Origin of the sequence: Paraburkholderia sp. Clong3 (assembly GCF_050436485.1) — a bacterium.
Lineage (GTDB): Bacteria > Pseudomonadota > Gammaproteobacteria > Burkholderiales > Burkholderiaceae > Paraburkholderia > Paraburkholderia tuberum.
Window position 1 is genome coordinate 155,424 of record NZ_JBNDMH010000004.1, and the last position, 22,993, is coordinate 178,416.

Annotated in this window: 23 protein-coding genes; 16 read left to right on the forward strand and 7 right to left on the reverse strand. The window is 61.6% G+C overall.

Translation table 11 applies throughout. From position 1 onward, the window contains the following. Positions 1-7 precede the first annotated feature (7 nt). The 12 genes from OKW30_RS38710 to OKW30_RS38765 are packed head-to-tail and all read left to right on the forward strand — an operon-like array spanning position 8 to position 13,288. Positions 8-1,306 (forward strand): TrbI/VirB10 family protein, encoded by a 1,299-nt coding sequence (locus OKW30_RS38710; RefSeq protein ID WP_429349321.1) that lies wholly within the window; start codon positions 8-10, stop codon positions 1,304-1,306. Beyond that, positions 1,299-2,105 carry a transglycosylase SLT domain-containing protein gene (locus OKW30_RS38715; protein WP_429349322.1) on the forward strand — a complete coding sequence of 269 codons (807 nt, stop codon included), beginning with the start codon at positions 1,299-1,301 and terminating at the stop codon, positions 2,103-2,105. Before OKW30_RS38710 ends, OKW30_RS38715 begins: the two co-directional genes overlap by 8 nt. Beyond that, a complete protein-coding gene (locus tag OKW30_RS38720) occupies positions 2,102-3,403 on the forward strand; it encodes a TrbG/VirB9 family P-type conjugative transfer protein (RefSeq protein ID WP_429349323.1) in 1,302 nt (433 codons plus the stop codon). Before OKW30_RS38715 ends, OKW30_RS38720 begins: the two co-directional genes overlap by 4 nt. Next, complete coding sequence (locus OKW30_RS38725) at positions 3,403-3,831, forward strand: lytic transglycosylase domain-containing protein (RefSeq protein ID WP_429349613.1); 429 nt, start codon at positions 3,403-3,405, stop codon at positions 3,829-3,831. The genes OKW30_RS38720 and OKW30_RS38725 overlap by 1 nt, the downstream gene beginning before the upstream one ends. Before the next feature lie 3 nt (positions 3,832-3,834). Beyond that, positions 3,835-4,413, forward strand: coding sequence for a toxin co-regulated pilus biosynthesis Q family protein (locus tag OKW30_RS38730; RefSeq protein ID WP_429349324.1), 579 nt, complete (start codon positions 3,835-3,837; stop codon positions 4,411-4,413). A gap of 4 nt (positions 4,414-4,417) precedes the next feature. Then, complete coding sequence (locus OKW30_RS38735; RefSeq protein ID WP_429349325.1) at positions 4,418-6,031, forward strand: type II secretory pathway protein; 1,614 nt, start codon at positions 4,418-4,420, stop codon at positions 6,029-6,031. A gap of 8 nt (positions 6,032-6,039) precedes the next feature. Continuing rightward, complete coding sequence (locus OKW30_RS38740; RefSeq protein ID WP_429349326.1) at positions 6,040-7,368, forward strand: hypothetical protein; 1,329 nt, start codon at positions 6,040-6,042, stop codon at positions 7,366-7,368. A 34-nt stretch (positions 7,369-7,402) separates the two neighbouring features. After that, positions 7,403-8,110 (forward strand): hypothetical protein, encoded by a 708-nt coding sequence (locus OKW30_RS38745; RefSeq protein ID WP_429349614.1) that lies wholly within the window; start codon positions 7,403-7,405, stop codon positions 8,108-8,110. Between the two features lie 2 nt (positions 8,111-8,112). Then, on the forward strand, positions 8,113-10,371 hold the full coding sequence (locus OKW30_RS38750; protein ID WP_429349327.1) for an ATPase, T2SS/T4P/T4SS family: 2,259 nt from the start codon (positions 8,113-8,115) through the stop codon (positions 10,369-10,371). Positions 10,372-10,397: 26 nt separating this feature from the next. Beyond that, complete coding sequence (locus tag OKW30_RS38755; protein ID WP_429349615.1) at positions 10,398-11,501, forward strand: type II secretion system protein; 1,104 nt, start codon at positions 10,398-10,400, stop codon at positions 11,499-11,501. 14 nt (positions 11,502-11,515) lie between these two features. Further along, positions 11,516-12,124 carry a type 4 pilus major pilin gene (locus OKW30_RS38760; protein ID WP_429349328.1) on the forward strand — a complete coding sequence of 203 codons (609 nt, stop codon included), beginning with the start codon at positions 11,516-11,518 and terminating at the stop codon, positions 12,122-12,124. Between the two features lie 12 nt (positions 12,125-12,136). Further along, positions 12,137-13,288, forward strand: coding sequence for a hypothetical protein (locus OKW30_RS38765; protein ID WP_429349329.1), 1,152 nt, complete (start codon positions 12,137-12,139; stop codon positions 13,286-13,288). Between the two features lie 863 nt (positions 13,289-14,151). Here the strand turns inward: OKW30_RS38765 and OKW30_RS38770 are convergent. The 7 genes from OKW30_RS38770 to OKW30_RS38800 form a co-directional block, all read right to left on the reverse strand. Beyond that, entirely contained in the window at positions 14,152-15,243 is a 1,092-nt protein-coding gene (locus OKW30_RS38770) for a CAP domain-containing protein (protein ID WP_429349330.1), read from the reverse strand. A gap of 253 nt (positions 15,244-15,496) precedes the next feature. Continuing rightward, positions 15,497-15,862 carry a hypothetical protein gene (locus tag OKW30_RS38775; RefSeq protein WP_429349331.1) on the reverse strand — a complete coding sequence of 122 codons (366 nt, stop codon included), beginning with the start codon at positions 15,860-15,862 and terminating at the stop codon, positions 15,497-15,499. Between the two features lie 11 nt (positions 15,863-15,873). Next, the gene (locus tag OKW30_RS38780) at positions 15,874-16,056 is read right to left on the reverse strand and encodes a hypothetical protein (RefSeq protein WP_429349332.1); all 183 of its coding nucleotides are present in this window, start codon (positions 16,054-16,056) and stop codon (positions 15,874-15,876) included. After that, the gene (locus tag OKW30_RS38785; protein WP_429349333.1) at positions 16,053-17,240 is read right to left on the reverse strand and encodes a FlhC family transcriptional regulator; all 1,188 of its coding nucleotides are present in this window, start codon (positions 17,238-17,240) and stop codon (positions 16,053-16,055) included. The genes OKW30_RS38780 and OKW30_RS38785 overlap by 4 nt, the downstream gene beginning before the upstream one ends. 40 nt (positions 17,241-17,280) lie before the next feature. Next, positions 17,281-18,531: a hypothetical protein gene (locus OKW30_RS38790; protein WP_429349334.1), complete on the reverse strand. Its 1,251-nt coding sequence runs from the start codon at positions 18,529-18,531 to the stop codon at positions 17,281-17,283. Between the two features lie 86 nt (positions 18,532-18,617). Beyond that, a complete protein-coding gene (locus OKW30_RS38795; protein ID WP_429349335.1) occupies positions 18,618-19,040 on the reverse strand; it encodes a hypothetical protein in 423 nt (140 codons plus the stop codon). Between the two features lie 232 nt (positions 19,041-19,272). Further along, positions 19,273-19,956: a nuclease-related domain-containing protein gene (locus tag OKW30_RS38800; RefSeq protein WP_429349336.1), complete on the reverse strand. Its 684-nt coding sequence runs from the start codon at positions 19,954-19,956 to the stop codon at positions 19,273-19,275. 498 nt (positions 19,957-20,454) lie between these two features. Between OKW30_RS38800 and OKW30_RS38805 the strand changes: the two genes are divergently transcribed. The 4 genes from OKW30_RS38805 to OKW30_RS38820 all read left to right on the forward strand — a co-directional run bounded on the left by OKW30_RS38805 (position 20,455) and on the right by OKW30_RS38820 (position 22,818). Beyond that, complete coding sequence (locus OKW30_RS38805; protein ID WP_429349337.1) at positions 20,455-20,832, forward strand: hypothetical protein; 378 nt, start codon at positions 20,455-20,457, stop codon at positions 20,830-20,832. A 125-nt stretch (positions 20,833-20,957) separates the two neighbouring features. Continuing rightward, positions 20,958-21,386 (forward strand): hypothetical protein, encoded by a 429-nt coding sequence (locus tag OKW30_RS38810; RefSeq protein ID WP_429349338.1) that lies wholly within the window; start codon positions 20,958-20,960, stop codon positions 21,384-21,386. An 8-nt stretch (positions 21,387-21,394) separates the two neighbouring features. Next, complete coding sequence (locus OKW30_RS38815; RefSeq protein WP_429349339.1) at positions 21,395-22,240, forward strand: hypothetical protein; 846 nt, start codon at positions 21,395-21,397, stop codon at positions 22,238-22,240. An 11-nt stretch (positions 22,241-22,251) separates the two neighbouring features. Continuing rightward, complete coding sequence (locus OKW30_RS38820) at positions 22,252-22,818, forward strand: single-stranded DNA-binding protein (RefSeq protein WP_429349340.1); 567 nt, start codon at positions 22,252-22,254, stop codon at positions 22,816-22,818. Positions 22,819-22,993: the final 175 nt, after the last annotated feature.

Below are 22,993 nucleotides of genomic sequence, written 5' to 3' on the forward strand. Positions count from 1 at the left end.
GGCGCACATGACAGGGCCAAACGGACAGCCGACGGGCGCGCAGGCGCAGATCGTGAAAGGGAAGTCGCCGCGGAACGCGCTGATCAGCGCGGGTGCAGTCGCGGCGGTCGTCATTGCGGCACTGGGCTTTTACTATCAGGTCAAGGAGAGCGCGAAAGCCGACGACGAAGCGAAACTCGCAAAGAAGGCAAAACAGGCGGAAGTGGTCGACAAGTCGACCAGCACCCAGGACGTCGACAAGATCATTGAGGACCAGCAATCGGCCGCACGACGGATTGCGGCGTCCGAGGCGCGAGCTGCCGCATTGCCGCGTGCTGCATCGGCCGCAGCGCCGAGCCTCGCGCCAGGTCTGACGGCGGACAACTTCGTCGCTGACGAGCACACGCGCGAAATCAAGGCCCAGTCGGATAACGATGCGATCTACGCGTCGGCGATCTTCCGTCCCGGCGTCAAGGTCAAGGATAACGGGCCCGTGCAGGCAATCCTTCGAACGGGCATCCTCACGCCGCAGCAGATTGCCGCGCAACAGGCATCCGCACAGCAGTCGGCCGCCGGTTCAGCCGGTGCACAGGTCGCGGCAGCGCTGGCGGCAGCGGGCATTGGCCCGCAGGCGGGGCATGGCACCACTCCAACGACGCAGGATCGCGATACGGCGTTCATCAAGACCGCAGCAGGGCAATCAGGCAACGGCGAGGATTTTTCTCGGGGCGGTTTCGTTGGACAGGCGCATGGTTGCGTGCTGTCTCCGCCGCATCATATTCCCGTGCTCTCCATCGAAGGGCTCGATTCGGATCGTCCCGGCACCGCTGCGTTGATGGTGGAAAAAGATGTCTACGACAGCCTCCGCGGCGATTGCCTGATGATTCCGAAGGGCACGATGATCACCGCGCCCTACAGTTCGGATATCCAGCCGGGCCAGCAGACCATTCTCGTTGCGGCAACCGAAATGCGGCTGCCCAACGGCAAGCATGTGCCGCTCTATGGCGGGCAGGGCGCGGATGCCGATGGATCTGCCGGCTTCTCGGGCGACGTCAACAGCCACTTCCTGAAGATCTTCGGCACGTCGTTCCTCACGGCGATCCTTCTGGGTGCATTCGACAAGGGCGGCACTTCGTCGACCACCACTGGCCCGCTCGGCGTCACGCAGGTTGGAACTACGGCCGGACAGGTTGCCGCGCAGACCTCGCAGTCGGTTCTTGATCGCTACAAGAACATCCCGCCCACGATCACGACGGGTCCGGGCGAGCGCCGCTTCATGATCAAGGTCAATCGCGACATCTACATGGAGCCGTACCGCGGTGACTAGGCGCCTTGTTTTGATTCTCTCGCTGGCGGCGCTTTCGACCGGAAGCCGCGCTGCGACCATCGGGAATGTCATCAGCCCGACGAGCGTCGTGCTGACGCAGGCCGGCGCGCGCTCGGTCGCGAACTTCGATGGCAAACCCGTTTTCTACTGCGGGCTGAAAGCGTTCGAATCGTGGGCCGCACCGCTCGTTGGTCAGCCGGTTGGCAGCAGTCCTGACACCGGTATCACCGTATCTGTCGATGCGCGCAACGTTTCGCTCGAGCGTTTGCTGGTGAGCAAGGGCTGGCTGCAACCTGTCGTGCTTGATGACGATGCACAGGCTGCGATCGCGGAAGGACGTGGCGGCTGGGCGTGCGCAGGTGCGACGGCGCCGTTCGAGCTGATGCACACAAGCGTGGATCCGAAGGTGCTCGCGGGCATCGCGCTGAATGAATCGGGCTTCAATGGCCGTGCATGGCCATGGACCCTGAACGTCGCAGGGCAGGGCTATTTCTTCAGGTCGCACGAGGATGCATACCGCGTGATGCAGTCGCTGATTGCGCGCGGACGGTGCGACTTCGACGTAGGCCTGATGCAAGTGAACTGGTGCTGGCACGCGCGGCGCTTTGCTTCGCCGTGGGAAGCACTGGCACCTGCGACCAGCATCCGCGTTGCTGAGGACATTCTCAACGAGAACTACAGCAAAACGCGGTCGGTCGCGAAAGCAATTGCGTATTACCACAGCGCCAATCCGGCTCCGGGGCAGGCGTATCTCGCGCGTTTCGCGCGACACCTCAACCAGATCGAAGCGGGCCTATGAAGCGCACCTTCTCACGAATTGCTCTCGCATGTATCGCCGCGCTGGGAGCGGCAGCTTCAAATGCGGCCAATACCGATCCGTTCGATTTCGACTACGAGATCGCGGGCGGTATCGCCGAGCGTCCTGCGCTCATCTTCAACGATGGATCGAAGACCTACATCCAGCCTCGCGCGGGCCAGGTCATTTCCGCAGTCGGTGGCCATACGGAAGGCCCCTATGTCGTTGTCGATGGCACGCCCGAAACAATCACCTACTCGGTGGCCGGCCGCCCGGCCAGTGCGCGCTGGACAAAGGCGAACACGTTCATCGGCGGCGGGGCGCGTGGCACGCTCGCGGCGTTACGCGACGATCAGCCCGCTGGCTTTGATGGTTTCACCAATCGCCTCGTCCTCATCGGCACGCATGGTGCGCTCGAACCGGTCCGCGCGCTCAAGGCGAGCATGCCCGTCGCCAGTTTCGTCAAGGCGTTGGCTCCGCAGGGCTGGACGGGGTCTGCACAGAAGGACGTGGACATCACGGATGCACGCGCGTTTGCCACGCGTGCGGGCGAGAACTGGATGCAGGCGCTCGATCGCCTCATGACGCAAAGCGGACTGTGTGCGGACGTTGATTTCACGTCGCGCCACATCCGCCTGCACCGCGATGCGCCGAAGTCCGGCGCGCTCAACTATGCCGCTGGAGAGAAACCGCAAGCTGATCCGATCGCGCAGACCGTGGCGGCGAAAACCGAGGAACCGGCACAGCCCACTCCGCCCGCTTCGCTGCTGGCCGAATACTTCGGCGCGCAGGCGATCCGCGACGGCGACGACACGCATACGCAGATCCGCTTCGCATCGAAGCCGTCGGGGGGGCTCACCTTCAAAACGCCCGAAGGCCGCTCGCTGCATCCGAAGTGGGATGCTGCTGCGAACGTGATGACAGTCGAGCGCGCTGAGCGCATGGTCGTGTCGGACGGCACGAAGGCGGTCGAGCTCGCGCGTTCCGCAGGGATAGTCTATGACTTCGACGCGGCAAGCCCGGCACGACTCGAAGCTGTGTTCGATCGCGACGGCCACACCTATTTCAAGTTCGCTGAGTCGGTGGTGCAGATCAACGTGGCGGACGTGAAGCACCTGGGGTCCGGTGAGCAGAAGGGCCGCTACTACATGTTCAACGGCACGTCCGAACAGTTCATCGTCACCGCGGACGGCAATACCGTGAACGTCACGCGTCGCCACGATGTGAAGTACTTCGAGCGCCCTGCGCCCGGGTCTCCTACCGCGCCGACGGCACCCGCAACAGCGGTGGCGAAATCGTGATGCACGCTGCGCCCGTCTCCATTGCCTGCGTGGTGTTGCTTGGCTGCACCGCCGTTGCGCGGGCTGACTGCCTTGATGACGCCGCTGCTTACCGGCACATCAGCGCGCAACTGGTGCGCGCGATTGCACAGCACGAATCGGGCATGCGGCTGAACGCAGTGAACGCTAACAGCAACGGGACCGAAGACATTGGCCTCATGCAGATCAATTCGTCGTGGCTCCCACGGCTCGCGCAGTACGGCATCCGGCGCGAGCACCTATTCAACGCCTGTGTGAACGCTTACGTCGGCACCTGGATTCTGGCCTCAAACATCAAACAGTTTGGGCCGACCTGGAAGGCCGTGGGTGCCTACAACGCGGTTTCGACCCAGAAGCAACTGACCTATGCCAACGCTATCTATCGCCGCCTGCAGCGGCAGGGGCAATAACAAGTGAATGTGATCATCGAACGCAATGAACGGACACGCGTGATCGCGCGTGTGCTTGTCGCACTGGCGCTAGTGGGTGTCTCGGGATGGAGCCATGCCTCAATCGACCCTGACCAGTCGCACGTTGCTCCTCCCGCGGGCGATGGATGGCAGATCCTGTCAGCAGTCCCGGCGTCGCGCACGACGACTGCGAGTGCCACGCCTGCCGCCGCGGCCCCAGTCGTCGCAGCCGCGCCAACCGCGTCGGCCGGATCGTCTGCACCGACTGCGACCGGCGTTGCATCGGTGGTTCTGCCTGGAGCGCCGACGACACCGGCTGTGCTGACGCTTTCCGTCTCGCCGCAGGACCTCAATCTGAGAAACGCGCTCGACCGCTGGTTGCAGACGCAGGGCTGGCAACTCGCGTGGAAGGTCGATGACGATCTGCCGCTCGAATTCAACGCGACTTTCTCTGGCGACTTCACTTCTGTCCTCACTCAGGTCATGCAGGCGACCAATCACATGCGCGTGCCTACGCGTGTCTGCCGTCACACGAACAACGTCATCCGCGTCGTCGCGCGCGCGGCCAACTGCCAGGACTAATACCATGCGTCACGCATCCATTATCAGAACTGGGCTCGCCGTAGCCTGCTCGCTGATGATCGCGGGTTGCGCGGTCAATCAGAACGACATCAACTCGGCTTACGAGGGGGCGCATCACACCGCGAGCGATGCGATGGCCAACCTGCCTGGCTCGATGGCGCTGGTCGAAGACGTGTCGACGGCGTTTCTCGGCGACCGGCTTGTCCCGGTCGCGTATGAAGCCACGCTGCCCGCGACGTTCCGCGAGAAGAAGGTGACGATGCCGGCGAACATCGGTATCAGGCAGATTTCGACCCTCATCTCGGGCGCAACGGGTTATCCGGTCCATCTGAGCCCCGACGTGTTCGTGCCTCGCAGTTCGCTGGTGCCACGCGAGTCGGCGGGCGGCAAGGGCACAACGACAGGATCGAACGGCAATGCCTATGAAGAGGCTGTCTACGGCCAGGTTTTCACGGGCTATGCCGGCGCGTATCTGACCCGCATGACCGAAGACCTCGGTCTCGACTGGTCGTTTGACGGCTCGACCATCAACATTACGCGCTTTGTGACTCGCATGTACCAGATCGCCGCGATCCCGGGGAAGGTGTCGATCAAGTCGACCATGTCGAAGGGGATGGACACCTCGACGGGCAACCAGGCGAACGGCACCGGTGGATCGGGCGGCAATACGGGCTCGTTCGCCGCACAGACGTCAACGGGGCGGGAGGGGGATTTTGATCAGATCAAGGCGATCAGCGACGCACTCGACAAGCTGCGCTCGCCAATGGGTCGCGTGACCGTGAATCCGCAGAGCCGTCTCGTCATGGTCTACGACACGCGTGAGGCGGCGGACCGGATGGGCAAGCTGCTCGCGCAGGAAAACGCTGTATCGACGCGTCAGGTGATGCTGCGCGTGCGTACGCTGCAGATCTCGCTGAACACGGGCAGTCAGGCGGGCGTGAATGCCGATGTCGTATTCAACTATATCCAGAACGGTCTGGCCAAGTATGCGGTGAGCTTCACGTCGCCGACGTCGCTCTCATCGGGCGGAGGTACGGTCGGCCTGTCAGTGCTGCAATCGAATGCGCCGTTCTCCGGCACGAACGCCGTCATCAATGCGCTGAACCAGTATGGCCGCACGGTGCAGGACAGCACGCAGACGAAAATGACGCTCAACGGCCTGCCGGTTTCCATCGCCTCATTCCAGAGCGACGACTATCTGCGCTCGACCACTCCATCTGCGGGGAGCCTCACGGCCACGTCCGGAGGCGTGCCGGGGCTCACGCCAGGAACCGTGACAACGGGTGACTTCGTCAACATCCTGCCGGCGGTCAACGACCATAACCAGATCATCCTCTCGTACTGGGCCGACAGTTCGAAGCTCAATGGCCCGTTCACGTCGGCCTCGGTCGGCTCTGGCCAGACACTGCAACAGATCCAGCTTGCACACACGACCGGCAGCAAGGAGGATCAGACGATCGCGCTGTCTGACGGCCAGACGGTGGTGCTCTACGGTCAGATGACGGACCTTGCAAACAGCACGACGAATGGCGGTATCGCGGGTATCACGGGTCTGTGGAACAGGTCGAAGACTTTTCAGGTGATCATGCTGACGGCTACGGTCGTCCCGTCGATGTGAGCGCGGGCATGCACATTACCGATCCACTGCCGCGTGACAGGAAGGCGCGCCTCGTCTTCGGGCTGGACTGGCGCGCGTATCCGGCGAAACAGATGCGCGCCGAGCGCCGCCGTTATGCCGACGACTTCGGTGCGACGCACTACGTCGAATACCGGAGCGGCAAGGACGTCATCGGCGGCTTTTGCGCACCTGAGACGGGTGAGATCAAAGGCGCGAGGCTTTACTCGGGTGCGGCGCGCATTGCGCAGCATGAACGCGTGAAGGGCAGGCCTGCCGCACTGGTCCTGCTGCAGGACGACCAGCGCGTGCATGTCGTCTTCGTGGTGCGCGGTGTCGTGCGCAGCGACGAAGTCCTGACCACCCCGAAGGCGCACGAAAGGCGTCTGGCCATCGAGCAGGAATGCCTGCGCCTTAACCTGACGCTGACGACGCTCGGTTCCGGCCAGGCCGTCGGAGACGTGGACGAGAGCTTCGGCGCTGCGGCGCTGCTTGACGATCGCAAGACTGGCCGCGTCGCGACGGTACCGGTCAACCTGCCGACACTCGTGCCGGTGCTGGTGATATTCACGGCCGTCGTTTTCGGTGGCATCCAGTTGCTCGACCTGTTGAATCCTTCCGCACCGCCTGCGCCGAAAGAGCCGTCGCTCGAAGACAGATATGCAGCGCTTGTGCGTCAGACCTTCGCCGCAAAGATGCCGCGCGCCAATCAACTGGCGCCAGCGCTTCTTTCTACCCTTGGCAATAGCGAATCCGTCGTGGCCGGCTGGGTCTTTGAGAAGGCTGTGTGCGCAACGCAGGGCTATTGCGCGCTGACCCTTCGCCGGTACGGCGGCAGTTTTGAGGACCTCCGCAAGGCGGCGCCAGAGGCGATGCGTCCGCTGCACTTTGACGCGGATGGTCTGCATGCCGGAGCACGCGGCCCCCAGATTCCAGACGTCGCTTTCGTGACGGGCAATGACCAGAAAGCCTGGCCGACCGAGCAGGGACTGATCGACGCTGTGCAGACGCCGCCGCAGAAGCTTTCTACCAAACCGTTCGAGCTGATCAGCTACGGCTACACGGTTCACATCGAACCGGCCACGCCCTTACTCGCGGTCCCGCCGGGCACAACTGGACCGCGGCCCGCGCAGATGATTCGCGTCGGTACCTGGGAGATCAACGGCTTTCGCTGGCAATCGCCGTTGCTCGCGAAGCTGCCATCCAACATGACGCTCGACTCCATGACCGTGGAGCTGAAGCTGAACGAACAGGGCGCAACCGGGAAGGCGAACAGCGGCGTAGGCGACCAAGGCGGAATCCATTTCACAGCGAAGGGCAAATATTATGTTCTCGACTAAACGGCTGACAGCGATTGCCAGTGCATTGACGCTGGTGTCCGGCGCTGCGCAGGCGCAACAGACAAAGCCGGCTGCGCCGCACATGCAGACGGTCAGCGTGCGCGAACCTTCAGCCACTCTCGACATGGGTACGCCCGTGTCGGCAGGCGCTGCACCGGCAAGCGGAGCGGCGACAGGCGGTTCGCTCGCCAGATCGACTCCAGTGGGCTTACAAGCGGCGGCCTCTCAACAGGTCTCGCAACCGGCAGCGCAGACGTTACCGGCCGGGACTGCGCCGCACCTGTCGATCGATGAGATCGACCAGATTACCCGTTCGAAGATCGCGCGCCAGCTTGCAGGCGATGGCGGGCTGCAGGGTACTGCAGTGACGCTCAGCGCGCCCGCCCCTGCAACCGTGCCCGCAACCGCGCCGGTCATCAGGGCGGCACCGCCGGCTTCCCGCACGGAACCGGTGCGCTTCGTTGGCGCTTTCAGCGATATGAGCGGTCCGTCGGTGCTTTACGAGTACCGCAAGGCCTCCTATCCCGCGCAAGTCGGCGCAAAGCTGCTCAATGGCTGGACCGTGAAGCGCGTTGATGGATTCGTCGTCACCGTCACGGATGGCAGACGTACCTGGACGGAAACCATCAGCGGCGGCACGGCCAATACGTCGGACAACGCGCAGCAATCCGGCAGGCCGACGCGAACGCTGAGTGATCTGGGTGGGCCGCTGCCTTCTTCCTTTCCTTTGACCGGTCAATAACGATGAGCCTGTTCAACGGTATTGAAAACGATGAGCCGTCTTCGCGCGGCATCCTTGGACGGTTCCGCGCGTTGTGCGCCGGGTTCACTGACGAATCCCCGGCGTCGATGCCTATCGCCGGTGCAGACGGCAAGGAGAACGCCGACCGCGAGCGGCGCTTCATGCGCAAGGGCAAGCCGGTCAAGGCAGAGCCTGTGGACACCAGGCCGGGCCAGCCGATGACGCTGGGCATGAGGCTGAGGATAGCGGAAGTCACCGACGTCGACGCCAATGAAAGCAACCCGCACGAGGCGGCTGGCGTTGATCCGGCACAGCCGGAAGCAACCGGGCGCCCGGCGCGAGTTGAGCCGGCGATTCATCACTCCACTGAAGCGCAACCGGCGGCTCCCAACTTTGCTGAAGCGACGCACGACGGTGGTTCCGAGTCAGCGATGGCGTCCAACACGTTGGAGCGTCCTGTTGCTGAGCCCGGCGAGCCGCGGGTCGGAGCGCACGACGTCTCACCACGGGCCCTGCCGCCGACAGAGTCCGCTGACGAGACGCAGGAGGTGCACGAGCTCCATGCGCAAGCGGACGTGGTCCCGCAGCAAACGGAGTTTCTGCCGTCTGGGCTGCCGCAACTGGTGGCCGCTGATGCACTGGGTTTCAAGCGCATTCTGAGTGATCGCGGCCAAGATGCGACGTTGCGCATCACGGATTCCGCACGCCGTGAGTTCGTGGCCGTCGAAGTACAGGCCGGGATGGCAATCGTCGTCACGACGCGGACATTTCATGAGTCCGCGCTTTACCCGACCTACGTGAAGGATCTCGAGCGCGCCGACATCAAGGTGCATGAGGAGATGATTGCGACGGACGCGGTGATTGCGGCGATCTACGCGCGCGAGCGCAACCGGTCGACGGCGATCATACCGGAGAGTTCGCGCGCCATCGGCACGTTCCGTGACGTGACCGAAGCCGCTCACACCTACGGGGCAGGCGATATCCACTACGAATACCGCGATTTCAACGACGATGTCGAAGTCCGGTTCCGTGTGAACGGTGACCTCTACACGTACCGCAAGCTTCCCAAGGCGCTGGTGCGTCGTGCGCTGTCGGCCTCCTATCAGGATCTCGTCGCGCGCAATACGAACTCGGGCGAGACGTTCCAGCCCACTGCGTCGCAGTCGGCCATGATCCCGCTCGTCGTGCAGTCAGATATCGTCAACATCCGCTGGCAGAGCTCACCGCTCGTAGGCGGCTTCGACGTCGGTCTGCGCCTGCTCGACGGCAACTTCCGGAACCTCAAGGTGCTGATGCCGGAACAGATGGGATTGCAGACGTCCCAATTGCGCATCGTCCAGGCGCTGGGCAACGTCAGCGGCGGGGTCACGGTCCTCACCGGCGAGACGGGGTCGGCCAAGTCCACGTTGCTGCGCGCAATGTCCTTCATGCTCGCGTCGCGCGACCTGCGCAAGCAGTTCGCGGTCAACGAGCCGTCCGAGTATCCGCAACCTTGGCTCTCGGACATTTCGATTCCCCGTCGTCCCGATGAGACCGATGAAGAAGCGAACCGTAAATGCGCTGAAGTTATCCGAACGCTAATGCGGATGGACCCTGACGATGTGACGGTCGGGGAGATACGGGATCGTGTTGTCGCAGGGCTCGTGGCGGAACTCGCACTCACCGGACATCCGGTGCGGACCACGCTTCACGCAGACAGCTTGATCGGTGCCTTCATGCGGCTTGCCGGGGGGCGCCTGCAGTTGCCGATGGACGAAGTGTCCTCAGAGAAGTTCATCAATGCTGTCGCGAACCAGAAACTGATCCCCTTGCTGTGCCCGCACTGCAAGGTGCCGGCACGTGACGTGATGTCCGCAGCGCAGATTGAAACGCTCGAACGCAAGTTCGGCCTGGACACATCGAAGATGGCGTGCCGCGACGAAGCCGGTTGCGAACACTGCCGCCTGAAGGGACTTTTCACGCGGGCAGGCAAGGTGGCGGCCGGCACGAAGGGGCAGACGCTTGCCATGGAAATCTTCCGGCCAACGATGGAGTTTCTCGACCGCGTCGCCGAACGCGACTGGCGCGGCGCGGAGCAGGTATGGCGATCGGCGCGCACGACCGGCTTTGACAGCGACGACATGACGGGCAAGACCATCTATGAGCACGCGCTCTACAAGGCGTCGCAAGGCATCATCGATCCGCGCTTCATCGACACGGCGATGCGTCCGTTTGACGAATACCGGATCTTCGCTGACCGCGACGGGAGGATGCCCTCGTGATCCGCAGACTGATTCATACGCTGTTCATGGCGCTGCCGCAGAAGGAGCGCATGCGCATCGCCAGATGGCGCTTCCAGAAGATGCGCGAGACCTTCTATCGCGAGACACGTCTGGACGTGGCGGCCAAGGGGCTGCGCAATCGTGAGACGCTGCTCGAGCGGCTGACGACTCTCGAAAAGCGTCATCGCTCGCGCAAGTGGCTGACGTGGCCAGTGTTCAATGCGGTTGCGAAGCGCATGGTCGCCGGCGATGACTTTGCTGCCGCGCTCAAGCCGTTCATCCCGAGCCAGGAACACGCGCTCCTTGATATTGCCGGTACGTCGACGCGCGAAGACGCTGCGGTGCGGGGGCTGGAACTCGCGGAAATGGCTGCGCGCGCCGAGGGGGTGCTCGCGTCGACGACATCGCTGGAGATGGCCTATCCGGCATTCCTGATCGTCTATCTGTACATGTTCTGCATGCTCTTCGGCGGAGAAATTTTCCCGGCGGTGGCGGACACGAAGCCGGTCGATCAATGGCTGCCAATGGGCCAGGCGCTTTATGCGATCGACACGTTCTGCTACGAGTACTGGTGGCTGAGCGGTGCGATCGCTGCAGGTCTTGTGTCGTTGTACTTCTGGACGCTCAAGCGCTGGACCGGACACTTCCGTAACCGCGTCGATGCATTGCCGCTGATGTGGCGTAACCGGCGCGACCTGCGTGCGGCCCTGCTGATCGTGTCGCTTGCAGGTCTCTTCGATTCGAACCTCGTCCTGCGTGCGGCGCTCGACCGTCTCGCAAAGACTGCCGACCCGTGGCTCCGGTGGCACATTGACCGCATGAACCGCCGGCTCACGCAGCGCCCCGATAAACCGATGCTGGCGCTCGATACCGGCATCTTCTCCGAGGTGGTGATCGACACGATCACCGACGCAGCCGGTCGCGACCAGTTCGTCCAGGCCATCAAGAGTCTCGGCCGCAATTCGCTGGATCGCGTCGTCGCCACTGTGCGCCGCAATGCACGCATCACGCATTACGTTCTGCTCGGCTTCGCCGTCACGCTGTTTTTTGTGCTGGGCATCGGATCGTACGCTGCGACCGGCGCTGCGAGCTTCGATTCTTCCCCGACTACATCCGCTGTATCCAATTGACTGAGGTTAGAAAAATGAACAGGAACCCGATACAGAATCAGACCCAGGAACAACGCAAGGCAGCGATCCTGCGCATGGGCCGCCGGCGCCGGCAGTCCGGCGAACTTTCGATCATCGAAGGCGCAGCCGTCATGGCGGGTGCCGCGCTGCTCGCACTCATCGTTTATGAGGGCCGCAGCTTCGTGATGGATCGTATCCACGCGCACCAGTTCAAAAGCGAGTCCCAACTCTTCCGTAGCGGTATTCAGGACGCGACGGCGAGCGACACTGATTTTTCCGCTGAATCGCTGCTCACGCTCGCGCAGAATCACGCGTTCGATTCGGCAGGTAGCCGGGTGAACAAGACGTCCGGCACGCTGACCGGTATCTTCGGTGGCTCGGTGACAGCCGCGACCGCCACCATCGCAACGACGGACGATGCAATGGTGCTGACCTATCCGGTTCCGGCGACGGTCTGTTCGCTCGCGGTGGGCGCTGTGGCGGGCGCCTATACCAAGGTGACCGTCAATGGGACGACCGTCTCCGATCCCAACACGGCCTTTAGCCAATCGACTGCGGGGACGGCGTGCAGTTCGAGTGGTGCGACGGCGAGCATCGCGATGTACGCGACGCACAACAACTAAGGGTCGTCGCCCATGTTCAGCATCGTTGAGATGGTGGTCGTGCTGGTGGCCGCTGCGCTGATGACGACGGTGGCGATCAAGGAAGACGCAGCGAAGCGGCGCTCGCAGGTCATGACGGCCGAAGGCCAGAACGAGGCGGTCATCAACTCGGCGTTATCTGACTGGGTGACTAACCGCTACGCGACGCTGACTGCTGGCGGGCCCGTCGCTGTGGTCGCCAACCCACCGACGCTTGATGATCTTTTTACGCAGGGGAACCTGAAACAGCCCCACGCGCCGGGGCCGTTCTGGGGCGGGGCATACGTGATCAGCATGAGTGTGGGGCCCGCAACGTGTACGGCCAGCGCCGGCGACTGCCACGTCACGTACGTCATGTATCCGTCGAAGCCGCTCACGCGCGGCGGAGTACCGGATGTCGTCGGCGCGTCGCAGATTGCGCAGGCTGGCGGCAATTCGTTCGGGTACTCGAAAGCGCAGAACGCGGGAACGATCACTGGCCTGAACGGTGCGTGGACCGCGACAAATCCGCTGGGCAATGTCGCGGCCGCCATTCTCGCGACCAATGGGCCAGCCTCGGACGGCAACTCGGTCTATATCCGGCGTGACGGCGCGCTGACGTGGACTGGCGATCAGAACGTCAATCACGTGAGCCTGCACAACGTTCACGATCTGGATGCCGAGGGGACGATCAGCGCTGCGAATGTTGGTGCGACGGGCGCTGTGGCCGCAAGCGGTGCGGTAGCCGCTGGCACGAGTGTCACCGCCGGTACAACGATCGGGATGGGCAGCGTTGGCTGGCCACGAACCGCTTGCCCGGCGGTGAATGCCATGGCCGGGGCAAGCGACGGGTCGGGGCTGATGCTGTCGTGCCAGAACCTGTCGGGCGTTCTGCAATGGATGCCCATTGGCGGGCAAAAGCTCTGGTATGGCTACACCGCCATTCCCAACGGGAACGGTACGTTCGTGCCCAGTCCAGTGTGTCCCGCGGGTGGGACGCCGGGGATCGTCGTGTCAGGACAGAGCACCTACACCGACCCGACCGCCTCGATCCATTACAGGGTCGACGGTACGGGGCCGTGGACGGTTTATATCGTGGACGGGAGCCCAGGCGACAGCACCTTCATCCCCGGCAGCGCGGTTGCGACGACATATTGTGCTTATTAAGGAAAAGGGATGAATCTCACAAAGATTATCGTCAGGATAGCGCTTGTAGTATCCGCGGCGCTCGGGAGCCACGCTGCGATGGCAGGACCGGTCAGGTGTTCGGTCAACAATCAGGACTCAACGTGCGTCGGTCACATCACAACGGCCTGGCAGACTGCACCGACGTGTCCGACAGATGCCGGGTGGACGACCATTGCTGCGGCGCGGTGGATCGGTTCGCAATACACCGCTCCGCAGTGCAACTTTCAGGTAAAGCCGACCTGTCCTACGGGGTACGACCAGACGTCGGCGCCTGCATGGAACGGTTCGAGCTGGTCTGCGCCAGGTTGCTCACTTCCGCCCTTTACTCCGCCTCCCACACAAACGCCCGATCCGGCTAGTACCTGTAACGCCTACGCTGCGTCTATGGGATATCCAGAGAACTGGACCCACGCGGATGGGGTTCCAGACCCAAGAATGGGCACTGAGTTTGCAAACGAGACCACGAACCAAGCCTGGGGTCAAGGTGGCCTGATCACGACGGTAATTTGCGGCGCGAACAATGGAGTCATCACTTATTGGGCCGTACTGACGGCCACCGGAGGTGACGGTGGCTAGTGTGTGATCGCTGAAGACGCTACACCGACCCAACAAAAAGCGCCCACTGGGGCGCTTTTTGCTATCGGAACCTTTTGGCTAGCTACGAGGTTTACCGTCATGAATGTGAATAACGACGACCGCTCATTCGCGGGGTCAAGAACGATGTCGCCGCGAGGCGGCTTACGACACGGGCTTCAGCGGGGCGGAAGCTGACGAGAAACCCGCGCCAAATGAAAAAAGCCCCATGCCTTAAACATGGGGCTTTTGATGCAGCATTCAAACCATTATGACCCGGTCGTGAAACTCCAGCTTTGGCTGACGGGCGTGCCGTCCCGCTGGCCGGAAAATGAGGCCTTATAGACGGTATTGGCCGCAAGCGGAGCAAGTGGCAGCAGGAATACGACGCCAGCCGCAAGCCCGTTATTAACGTCCGCCGTTGCTCCCGTCGATCCGGTCATTGCCGCCGAGGGAACGATGATCCGCGCTGGTACGACTGAACCATCCGGCCCTGTCAGCGTGAAGCTACTGACTGTCAACTCGTCACCGGCACTGGCTGCGTTCACTCGCACCATTACCGGACGGCCGGGCGATGCGAGATCCGGCGCAGGATTCGGACTTTCCGCAGCCATTGCACGCGCAACATTCGTTTCGTTCGAAATCGGAGAATGCGCTATTGCCGTGCTAGTTATCTGCTGGCCACCAGCACCATAGAACCCATTGTCGATCGGAGTGCCCACTACATCGGTCGTTTCACCGAAGTCGAGCACGCAACCATAGGTTCCCTGTACAGCGGTACCCTGTGCCGCAAGCGTCTGGATGCCCACGCCAACCGTTTCTTGCGTGGACGTCGCTCCTTGCAGGTGATACACGGAACTGAGGTATCGACCGAGACAGTCTGCGCCGTTTGCGGCAGGCGTCGCAAGATCCAGCCCTACGGCCGCGTTTTCGCCGATCCATTCGGTTGCAGGAACACCGGCCTTGCGGGCGCGGCTCAATGGCGTTGCTTCGTAGTAGTTCGCAAACGTCGAGACTTCGTTATGTGTAACGCTAGTGATGTTTGCATTCGCGAAGTTAGTGACGAGATATAGCGCATGCGCGTCCGCAGACGTGTCGAGTATCGAATCCTGTTTCAGTAGACCTACGCCCATTGCCGAACGATAAGCGTTCAGTTGCGTGAAGACGGTCGCCTGAGCCGTGCCGTTCGCATAGCTCGCCGTCGGCACGGAAGTTTGCAGATTTCCTGCGCTCGACGGCGTCGTAGCCGGGGTTGTCGAACTGCCGGTGGTGGTGTCACTGCCGCCGCCGCCACCACACGCCGAAAGGGCGAGAGCGGCTGCAAGCGAAACGGCGGTCAGTGCTGAAATGTTCTTCTTCATTATTGAGAATCCTTGGATTTGTTGTTGGCCGCGCCCCTTGCACGACCTTGATTCCATGTTATCGACGCCGCGCGAAAGTCAAGTCGCCGCGCCACTGCGGCGTTTCCTGCCTCGATTCCGCATAAATGCTCATGTCCAGCGCGTCGGCATTCTAGATTTAACGGAAATCATTTGTAAGTCTTGAGCCGGGCGGCTTCAGGAAACGAAAAACCCGTCTCGCGACGGGTCCGGGCCGCTCGTTCATTGGCGACGGCTAGTTCGTCTTGCGTCGCCGCCGGTGGAAAATGCGTAGGCCGATGAATACGGCTACAAGCATTGCGCCCGTTGCTTCCGGCATCGCCATTGCAAGCCCGGGAACCAGGGGGCATCCCATATAGAGGCAGAAAAAGACAACGGCGACCCGGCCAAACCACGGTGCACTGACCAAGGAGAGAAGGCCCGAAGGCTGGCGACTCGCCCATTCCTTGTATCCCTCGTTGGTCCTCTCGAGATCGAAGCCAGCGGCGTCGACGGCACGTTCGCTCTGATAAAAGCGCTCGTAGCGTTCAAAACGACCGTCGCCGCGGCCGTCGAGCCACGCGGCATTACTCTCCGGCACGAGATAGTCGAAGTCTTCCATGGCCCTCTTCATCAATGGACGCGTCCGGCATGCCAGGCGACGGCGCCGACAGCATCGGCTATCACGTTTCCGTCGGTCTCGGAATGGAACGTACCGGTTTCGGGATTCTGCCAGCCGAACTGAGCCTTGCCGTCCGCGCTGAAGATGACGAGCCCGGCTGGCAGTTCCGGTGTGGCCGGGTGATCAGGCGTCACGTGTTCTCCTCCTTTTTCTTGCGCGCGGCGCGCTTTCTCTCGTTGAGTTGCTGCAGGCATGCCGGGCAGGCGAACCGGTTATGCACCTCGATCTTCGTGTCGTTGTTCGAGACAACATAGTGCGTGGTACAGGAACGGCAGGGCGCGACGGTCAGTCGGGTGTCGGCGCCCATCGAGCGGGTCAGGTTCCAGCCGCGATCGGCAGAGATGAGCCGGCTTTCAAACAGGCGCGCATAGATATCGTTCGTCGCAATGAGCGCCTCGGGTGCGTTTGCATCCATCGCAATCGCCGACCGATACAGCCACATATAGGTTGTGGCGTGCAGGCGGTGAAATGGACTCTCGACGAACCAGGGCAGTGACGTGGCGACGTTTCCGCATGGCGAGCTTCTGCCATGGATCTTCTGGTACAGCGTTCGCATCTGGTGCTGGTTCAACTGGAAGAGCGTCGAGGCTGTCGAGGCGCGCAGGCCATGCGCCATCATGGCGGCCGCGAAAATTTCATTGGTAGCCCGTCCCAGCCGCAACCCGCTCCAGTCGGCCCTGATCGGCAACTCGCCCGCGCGCGCCGGCGACGTGCGCATGATCAGATGCGCAATCATTTCATCGGTCAGGCTGCTTGCTGCAAACTCGTACCAGAAGGTGGGACTGTTAAAGCGCCAGCGGAACAGCGGCAGGCCTTGCATGCCACCCAGTGCGAGATTGAGCTTGTACTGGGGAACCGACCTGAGATATGTCGCCAGTTCCGTCGTGATCCCGAGCAGCGGCGCACACAGCACGCTCATGTTCAGCACCTGCGTGACCAGATTCAGAAAGGCGACATTCTGATGGTTGACTGCATACAGGGACAGGTGATCGAGCGGCGGAGTCTTGCGACGCAGGATGTCAACGGCCACGGTCGTCGGCGTCTGGTCGACAAAACAACGCCAGTCTTCGACGGATTGCAGCGTGGGCTCGACCATCAGGAAAGGCGTGCGCAGCAGGTTGCGCAATGAGGCGTGATTCAGTTTGAGCTGGTCGATCTCCTCGCGAGAAATGTTCAGAACCTCGCTGAAGCGGCTGTCGTGCCGCAACATCAGCTTCAGGTGGTCGACCAGGTTGAAATTCGTCACCTGGATGACTTCGTTCAGCCAGTCCGGGACGTAGAGCCGCTCGACGGCGCGGTAGTTGTCTTTATTTTCCATCGCTTATTTCTTTTTCTCTCTTATATCCAGCGGCCGACAATCAGGCTGCGCGTGCAGCGGCTTGCAGCTCTCCGTGAAACTTGCCAACGAGTTCGGCGAGGGCGGTGAACAGACCGGTGAAGGCCTTATGCGCGCCCTCTGCCGTGACCAGAAGCTGGGCGCTGTGGTAGTCCTGCATGAAATCGCCGAACTTCTGGAGCAACCCCTTGATCTTCTTCTCAAGCAACTCCTGCGCTTCGATCTTCGCGGCCTCCGCGTCCCGTCGTTGCTCGAGCGTGGCCACCTCTGCCCGCATTGCATCGGCCCTGGCACGGGCTTCGTTGAAATCGCTCATCGCGTTCTGCGTCGCTTCCTGAAGATTCTTGATGTGTTCAGGCAGCGTCGGCACAGCGACTTCTTTCGTCTGCACTTTTTCCGACGCTTCGCGCAGTTCGTTCGTCCGGGTGTTTAGTTCGCGCTCGGTGTTGGCAAGCTGGTTCTGCAGGACACTCAGCATCCGTTGTGCTTCGGCGAGTTCAACGAGCGTGCCGCTCGCGTTCTTCTTCTCCTGCTCGATCTGCCGTTGCAGGCGCTTGGCTTCCTCAGTCAGGCGGTCCCGGTCGGATTTCGTGTCGTCAAGCTCGCCGGCGATATCGGACAGCTGGTTGGTCACGAGGTCAAGTCGGGTGTTCTTTTCCGCAATCTGATCTCGAAAATCGCTGATGAGCTTCTTGATTTCCCTTTTGCTTAGCTCAGGGTTCTCCTTCCTCGCTTCGATGACCATCTCAATGATGTCGTCACCGATGTCGTTGCTGATCAGGGCCTGCATGTCGGTGAGCTCAAGGTATTGCACGGCGCCAGCATTTGAGCTGAACTTTTCGTAGGAGCGGATGTAGAGGTCCACCCATGAACGGGAGCGTCGGAAAGCATGCTGAAGGTAGCGGTAGACGAGTTCCTTTGCCAGGCTCCGGGACTTCGGCGTATCCCCGAGGCGCCTGACAAAATCGTTCTGCACGGCAATCATGATATGGGCAAAGTTGCCGCCGATACGCATATGCTCCCCAAGGATCTTGCGGGTCGAGTGCGCGACTTCTTCGCTTTCGGCCACAATAGAGGCGATGAGGGCTTCATCCAGCTGGCCGGCAAAGAACTGCCGCGCGGCCTGACTGAGTTCGCTCTGGTTAGGGATATGCACGAAGGTGGGAGGCAACGACTCTTCCAGCGCATCAGATCCGTCTGCACCGCCTGCTTCGAGGCGGGTCGGATCGAACTCGTCGTTGTTGACTTTCTTCAGGTCCTTGCTGTTGCTCATTATGGGTCTGTCCTTGCTCATTGCTTGAGAAGCCGGTTCGCAGGAGGTGTTGCGCGCGCGAAGCCGACGGAAGTTTGTCGGTGACGCTATGCGTTCGCGGGCGCCTGGTGGTGGCCCGGCCCGCGATACGCGTCGATCAGTCTTTTGACTTCGCTACGCGGAAGGTGCGGGTCAGCTTTTTTGGCTTCCACGATGAAGGCGACGAGTTCATCGCTCGCACCGTTGAGCAGGCCCATATCGGTCAGGCGGAGGTGCTGGATGGCTTCGGGGTTGGTTCCGAACCGTTGGTGGCACCGGATATAGAGCCTGGCGCTGGAGCGGGACAGGTTCAACTCGCGTTCAATGACGCCGAATGCGCAGTTGGTGGCATGCTGGCGCACCGCAGGCGTGTCGCCCAGATTTTGCGTCCAGTCTTGCTGGAGACGTTGCACGAGGTCGGCGACCGCCTTTGCGGTCGTCTGAGGCCCGGCCGGAGAGCGGTCCTCGAAAGAGTTTTTAACGTTTTTCATTGTTTGGTTTCCGTGTGGCGGGACACTGCATTCCGACCTTCCTGATGTGCGGTTAAGCACTCATCCCCTGGCCAGAATACGCTTCGTTTTCTGCCTGCTTCGCCCGAAAGACGCACAACTAAATGCAGCTTTCGTGACAAACCGGGTAGTTGTTGCCGAAGCAATCGTGGAATCGGCAAAGATTTCATAATCTTTAGAAATATCTCGCTTTTTTGTTAGGGTTTACTCTCAGTTAGGCGGATCTCATGACGTTTATGCGATGCGCATGAATCGCAGCGTCGTCTGTTACAGCCACCGCCTGAATGGCGCGCCACGCGTGATGCACGTTCACAGGGAGACTACCGTTCGCGTCGTGGCGAATCTTGCGGGCTCGCAGCCATTGATGCAGGTCTGCGCGACGAATGAGATTGGCGGGGAGGGCGGCCGAAACTTCGCACCGGTCACTGGCGAATACACCCAGACCTTCGACCGGCCACATACGCGGCAGGACACCCCGCAGGAAACCCACCTTGGACCGGTTCTGGCGAAGCGGCGAGCGGCGTGTTTCGCGTTGGCCATCGACACCGACGCGCACAACGGTTTCCGCGTCTGCGCCGGGAAGGATGCTGCCTGCCCAGTTCTTGGTTTCGATTACGAAGATGCCGAAGGGCGTGATCGCGAGATGATCCAATTCTGCCGTCGGAAACTCGGTCCCGGGCGCGTGGTTGAGGAGCAGGGCGCCCGGGTGGAGATAGAAGTTCTCGCCGCACAGCCATTGCAGCGCGGAGCGAAGATCCGCCTGCACGCGAGCCTCGCCTTCGTCGCCGCTTTTCTGGTTGCGCGTGGCGGGTGGATTGCTGGAGTTCGGTTTGCGTTGGCGCGTGAGTGCCCGCCAGGCGAATACGCAACCAGATACGAGAAGGATATACGTCAGCATCGTGGGAACCTCGTTGAGTGGAGATGAGTTCCAGTCTGCCGCGTAATTTTCGAAGTCAAGTCGTCGCGGAATTGACGCACAAACATCGAAGCTTTCTTCTCGCCTTCATTCAATCCCGAAAAGCTATATGGTTTAGTCGAGCTTTCCGGGTTAAGCCCGTCAGCCGGCTGACGAAACTCGCTATCGACCAATAGCCGGGACACCATGCTGCTTTTAAGCTGCACGAGTTTCTTGAGCATTCAGATCTCTTGCGGGGATCGGTCGCGGTAATCTAGGCTCATCCCCGCGTCGTCCCCGACGCATCGACATGCGTGACGGTAGTCGCGCGTCTGCACTGCATTCCCCTCATCTTTTCTTCTGCGCTGGTGTTCTCGTACGGGCCTTTCCCGGGTTCCTTCGAAAGCGCCTCGCGCCGAGTTTCCTTGCTCGTCCCGAGCATCGAAACCACCGGACGTTGTCCGGACATTCCCTTGTGCGTGAATTTTTCTGGAGAGAAAAATGCTGAAAGTTCTGTTCAACGGTGCCTTGAAGGCGCCGGGCAAGCTGGTCGCCCTCTGTCTGGTCGCCTACCTCGCTACCATTTCGTTTGTGGTCTCGGGCTTACTCATGTTGCTCGCCGCTCGCTGGGTCTACACGGCGATGATGAAGAAGGCCAAGGCAATTGAAACTGCCGAAGCCGAAGCCGAAGCTGAAGCCGCACGCATCGAGACCGAAAAACTCGCTGCTGCTGCCAGAGCTGCTGACGCCGCGAAGGCTCGCACCGCTGCCGTTGCACACGCAACTGCGGCTGCGAACGACCCGGCTGCCAAACCGGCACCGATGAAGCATTACGCAAAATCGGCCGTCGTTGTTCCGTTCAAAACCGGTACCCAATAAGCGGGTGCTCTAACCACCTACCGTCGCCCTGGGCTTATGCCCTCGGTGACGGCACCTCAACCCATGCCGGGAATCCATTCCCGGTTACGGGTCATGGGATTGCCGGCGCGACAACGGAGCAATCCATGGAAACGCATGTGGCTGCCTGGCAGCTGGACATGTTCGGCGATTCATCGCCTGTTGTCGTGACCCCTCCCAAGCCTGATCCGCTGCTCGATCCGCAGTTCTGGAGCGATGAGGTGCGCGCAAAGATGGTCGATGCGCTCATCTCGTTCGCAAGCGACAGTCGTCGCGGCGATAACATGCCCGATTCGCTGATGGATTGCGCGGACCTGTTGTCCGACCGTCTACGCAACCGCAAGATCGACGTCGACGACTACCGCGCGACCCTGGGCTGGATCATGAGGTATTGGGATGGCGCGCTGCCCTATGTCTATGTGTGCAAAGTCAACGGCGTTGACCCGGAGATTCTGCAGGACGTAATACTGGGCACGCCCCTGCTTCTGCGCGATCTGCACGAAGTCCGGCGCATGTGCTTTGGTACGCTGCTATAGGAGCTGGCATGGCAAACACTGGATCACTCCTTACCCGCGTACTCGCGGACCTTTTCCCCGGCAAGTCCGTGGCCCAACCCATCTCACCATCACCCGAGGCCAGCGCACCGGCCGCACCCGTCCAGACGCCTGCGCCTCACCCGACCGGTGGCGTCGGTGTACCGCACGAGATAGGACAGGGAGCGGCAAACGAAACCGTGGTGACGATCGGTGACACGCCGCATCTGTTCGTCGACGAGGGCGATCACATTGTTGAGTTCGTCCCCGCTTTCGATGACCACACCGAGGAAACCGAGTTCGGACTGAAGATCGTGCCGGATCTCGCTCCCCACTGGTCACAGGTGGCTTCCCATCGTTGCGCACTGAAGGACGCGATCGTGACCGCGATTCGTGGGGGCAGCACATCGCCCGCTATCCCGAAGTCGGAGCCACGTGAGACGAATGACGCGCCGACGCCTGAAGCTGGGCTTGCTGCTTCGCACGTGAGTGGCGATGAGGACCGGCCCGCACGCGGCAGCGTCACGCGCGCTCGAACGCGAGGGGAGTCGAATGACGCCGCGGTGACGGGTCGCATCCTGTCATGGGGGGAAGAGCGGTTCCCGGATCGAAACAAGCCGGGGCGCTTTTACAAGTCATTCGCCATGCACATCGACACGACAACGGGCGAGCGAACGCTTCAGGGTGAGGGCCTCAAGGAAGCAATTGCGGAATGTCGCTGCGTCGTCGGTGATGTTGTTTCGGTGCGGCGCCTGCGCAAGATCAAGGTCCCGGCAATCCGAAGCGATGGCAGTCCGGCCATGGTCGAAGGCAAACAGCTCATGTGGGACAAGTGGCTATGGTCAATTACTAAGTAGAGGAAATCAGAATGGCATCTGTCAATAAGGTAATTCTCGTCGGAAACCTCGGGGCGGACCCCGAAGTTCGCTATCTTCCAAGCGGCGACGCAGTGGCAAACATCCGTCTTGCGACGACCGATCGCTACAAGGACAAGGCGTCAGGCGAGATGAAGGAAGCCACCGAGTGGCACCGGGTCTCGTTCTTCGGGCGCCTCGCCGAAATCGTGTCGGAGTATCTGAAGAAGGGCTCGTCGGTGTACATCGAAGGGCGCATCCGCACGCGCAAGTGGCAGGCGCAGGACGGCACCGATCGTTACTCGACCGAGATCGTCGCGGAACAGATGCAGATGCTCGGCGGCCGCAGCAGTGGCGACAGCGGTGACTTCGAACAGCGTGGCGGCTCGCGGGCTGGCCGGCCCGCGCCTGCCTCGCGTTCCAATGATTCGCGTGCGCCGGACAATATTGGCACCCGCGCGCAACCTCCGCAGCCGTCTCATGGCGGTGGTGGTGCTCCGCGTGGCGGCGGCTTCGATGAAATGGATGATGATATTCCGTTCCAACCGGCGTACCCGCGCGCAGCATGGTCCGCAAGCTGATCCCGGAAAGGCTCACCGTTTTGCCGATTCTGCTCCCGTAACACCTCACCTTCGCACCGACACGCCTTCGGGCGTGTCGTGCGACGGATCTTCTGCAACGGCCGTTCGCGCCTGTCTTCCTTCTCTATCCAGCCAGCACATCTGCTGAAAAAAGCCGCCCGCCATTGCGCCGACA

What these genes read in the sequence shown, in the direction of transcription:
- OKW30_RS38740 (WP_429349326.1), top strand. Translation starts at nt 6,040, where the DNA reads ATGCACATTACCGATCCACTGCCGCGTGACAGGAAGGCGCGCCTCGTC.
- OKW30_RS38755 (WP_429349615.1), top strand. Translation starts at nt 10,398, where the DNA reads ATGGCGCTGCCGCAGAAGGAGCGCATGCGCATCGCCAGATGGCGCTTC.
- OKW30_RS38815 (WP_429349339.1), top strand. Translation starts at nt 21,395, where the DNA reads ATGGCAAACACTGGATCACTCCTTACCCGCGTACTCGCGGACCTTTTC.
- OKW30_RS38725 (WP_429349613.1), top strand. Translation starts at nt 3,403, where the DNA reads ATGCACGCTGCGCCCGTCTCCATTGCCTGCGTGGTGTTGCTTGGCTGC.
- OKW30_RS38720 (WP_429349323.1), top strand. Translation starts at nt 2,102, where the DNA reads ATGAAGCGCACCTTCTCACGAATTGCTCTCGCATGTATCGCCGCGCTG.
- OKW30_RS38800 (WP_429349336.1), bottom strand. Translation starts at nt 19,956, where the DNA reads ATGCTGACGTATATCCTTCTCGTATCTGGTTGCGTATTCGCCTGGCGG.
- OKW30_RS38785 (WP_429349333.1), bottom strand. Translation starts at nt 17,240, where the DNA reads ATGGAAAATAAAGACAACTACCGCGCCGTCGAGCGGCTCTACGTCCCG.
- OKW30_RS38810 (WP_429349338.1), top strand. Translation starts at nt 20,958, where the DNA reads ATGGAAACGCATGTGGCTGCCTGGCAGCTGGACATGTTCGGCGATTCA.
- OKW30_RS38710 (WP_429349321.1), top strand. Translation starts at nt 8, where the DNA reads ATGACAGGGCCAAACGGACAGCCGACGGGCGCGCAGGCGCAGATCGTG.
- OKW30_RS38820 (WP_429349340.1), top strand. Translation starts at nt 22,252, where the DNA reads ATGGCATCTGTCAATAAGGTAATTCTCGTCGGAAACCTCGGGGCGGAC.
- OKW30_RS38775 (WP_429349331.1), bottom strand. Translation starts at nt 15,862, where the DNA reads ATGGAAGACTTCGACTATCTCGTGCCGGAGAGTAATGCCGCGTGGCTC.
- OKW30_RS38760 (WP_429349328.1), top strand. Translation starts at nt 11,516, where the DNA reads ATGAACAGGAACCCGATACAGAATCAGACCCAGGAACAACGCAAGGCA.
- OKW30_RS38750 (WP_429349327.1), top strand. Translation starts at nt 8,113, where the DNA reads ATGAGCCTGTTCAACGGTATTGAAAACGATGAGCCGTCTTCGCGCGGC.
- OKW30_RS38735 (WP_429349325.1), top strand. Translation starts at nt 4,418, where the DNA reads ATGCGTCACGCATCCATTATCAGAACTGGGCTCGCCGTAGCCTGCTCG.
- OKW30_RS38790 (WP_429349334.1), bottom strand. Translation starts at nt 18,531, where the DNA reads ATGAGCAACAGCAAGGACCTGAAGAAAGTCAACAACGACGAGTTCGAT.
- OKW30_RS38770 (WP_429349330.1), bottom strand. Translation starts at nt 15,243, where the DNA reads ATGAAGAAGAACATTTCAGCACTGACCGCCGTTTCGCTTGCAGCCGCT.
- OKW30_RS38765 (WP_429349329.1), top strand. Translation starts at nt 12,137, where the DNA reads ATGTTCAGCATCGTTGAGATGGTGGTCGTGCTGGTGGCCGCTGCGCTG.
- OKW30_RS38805 (WP_429349337.1), top strand. Translation starts at nt 20,455, where the DNA reads ATGCTGAAAGTTCTGTTCAACGGTGCCTTGAAGGCGCCGGGCAAGCTG.
- OKW30_RS38795 (WP_429349335.1), bottom strand. Translation starts at nt 19,040, where the DNA reads ATGAAAAACGTTAAAAACTCTTTCGAGGACCGCTCTCCGGCCGGGCCT.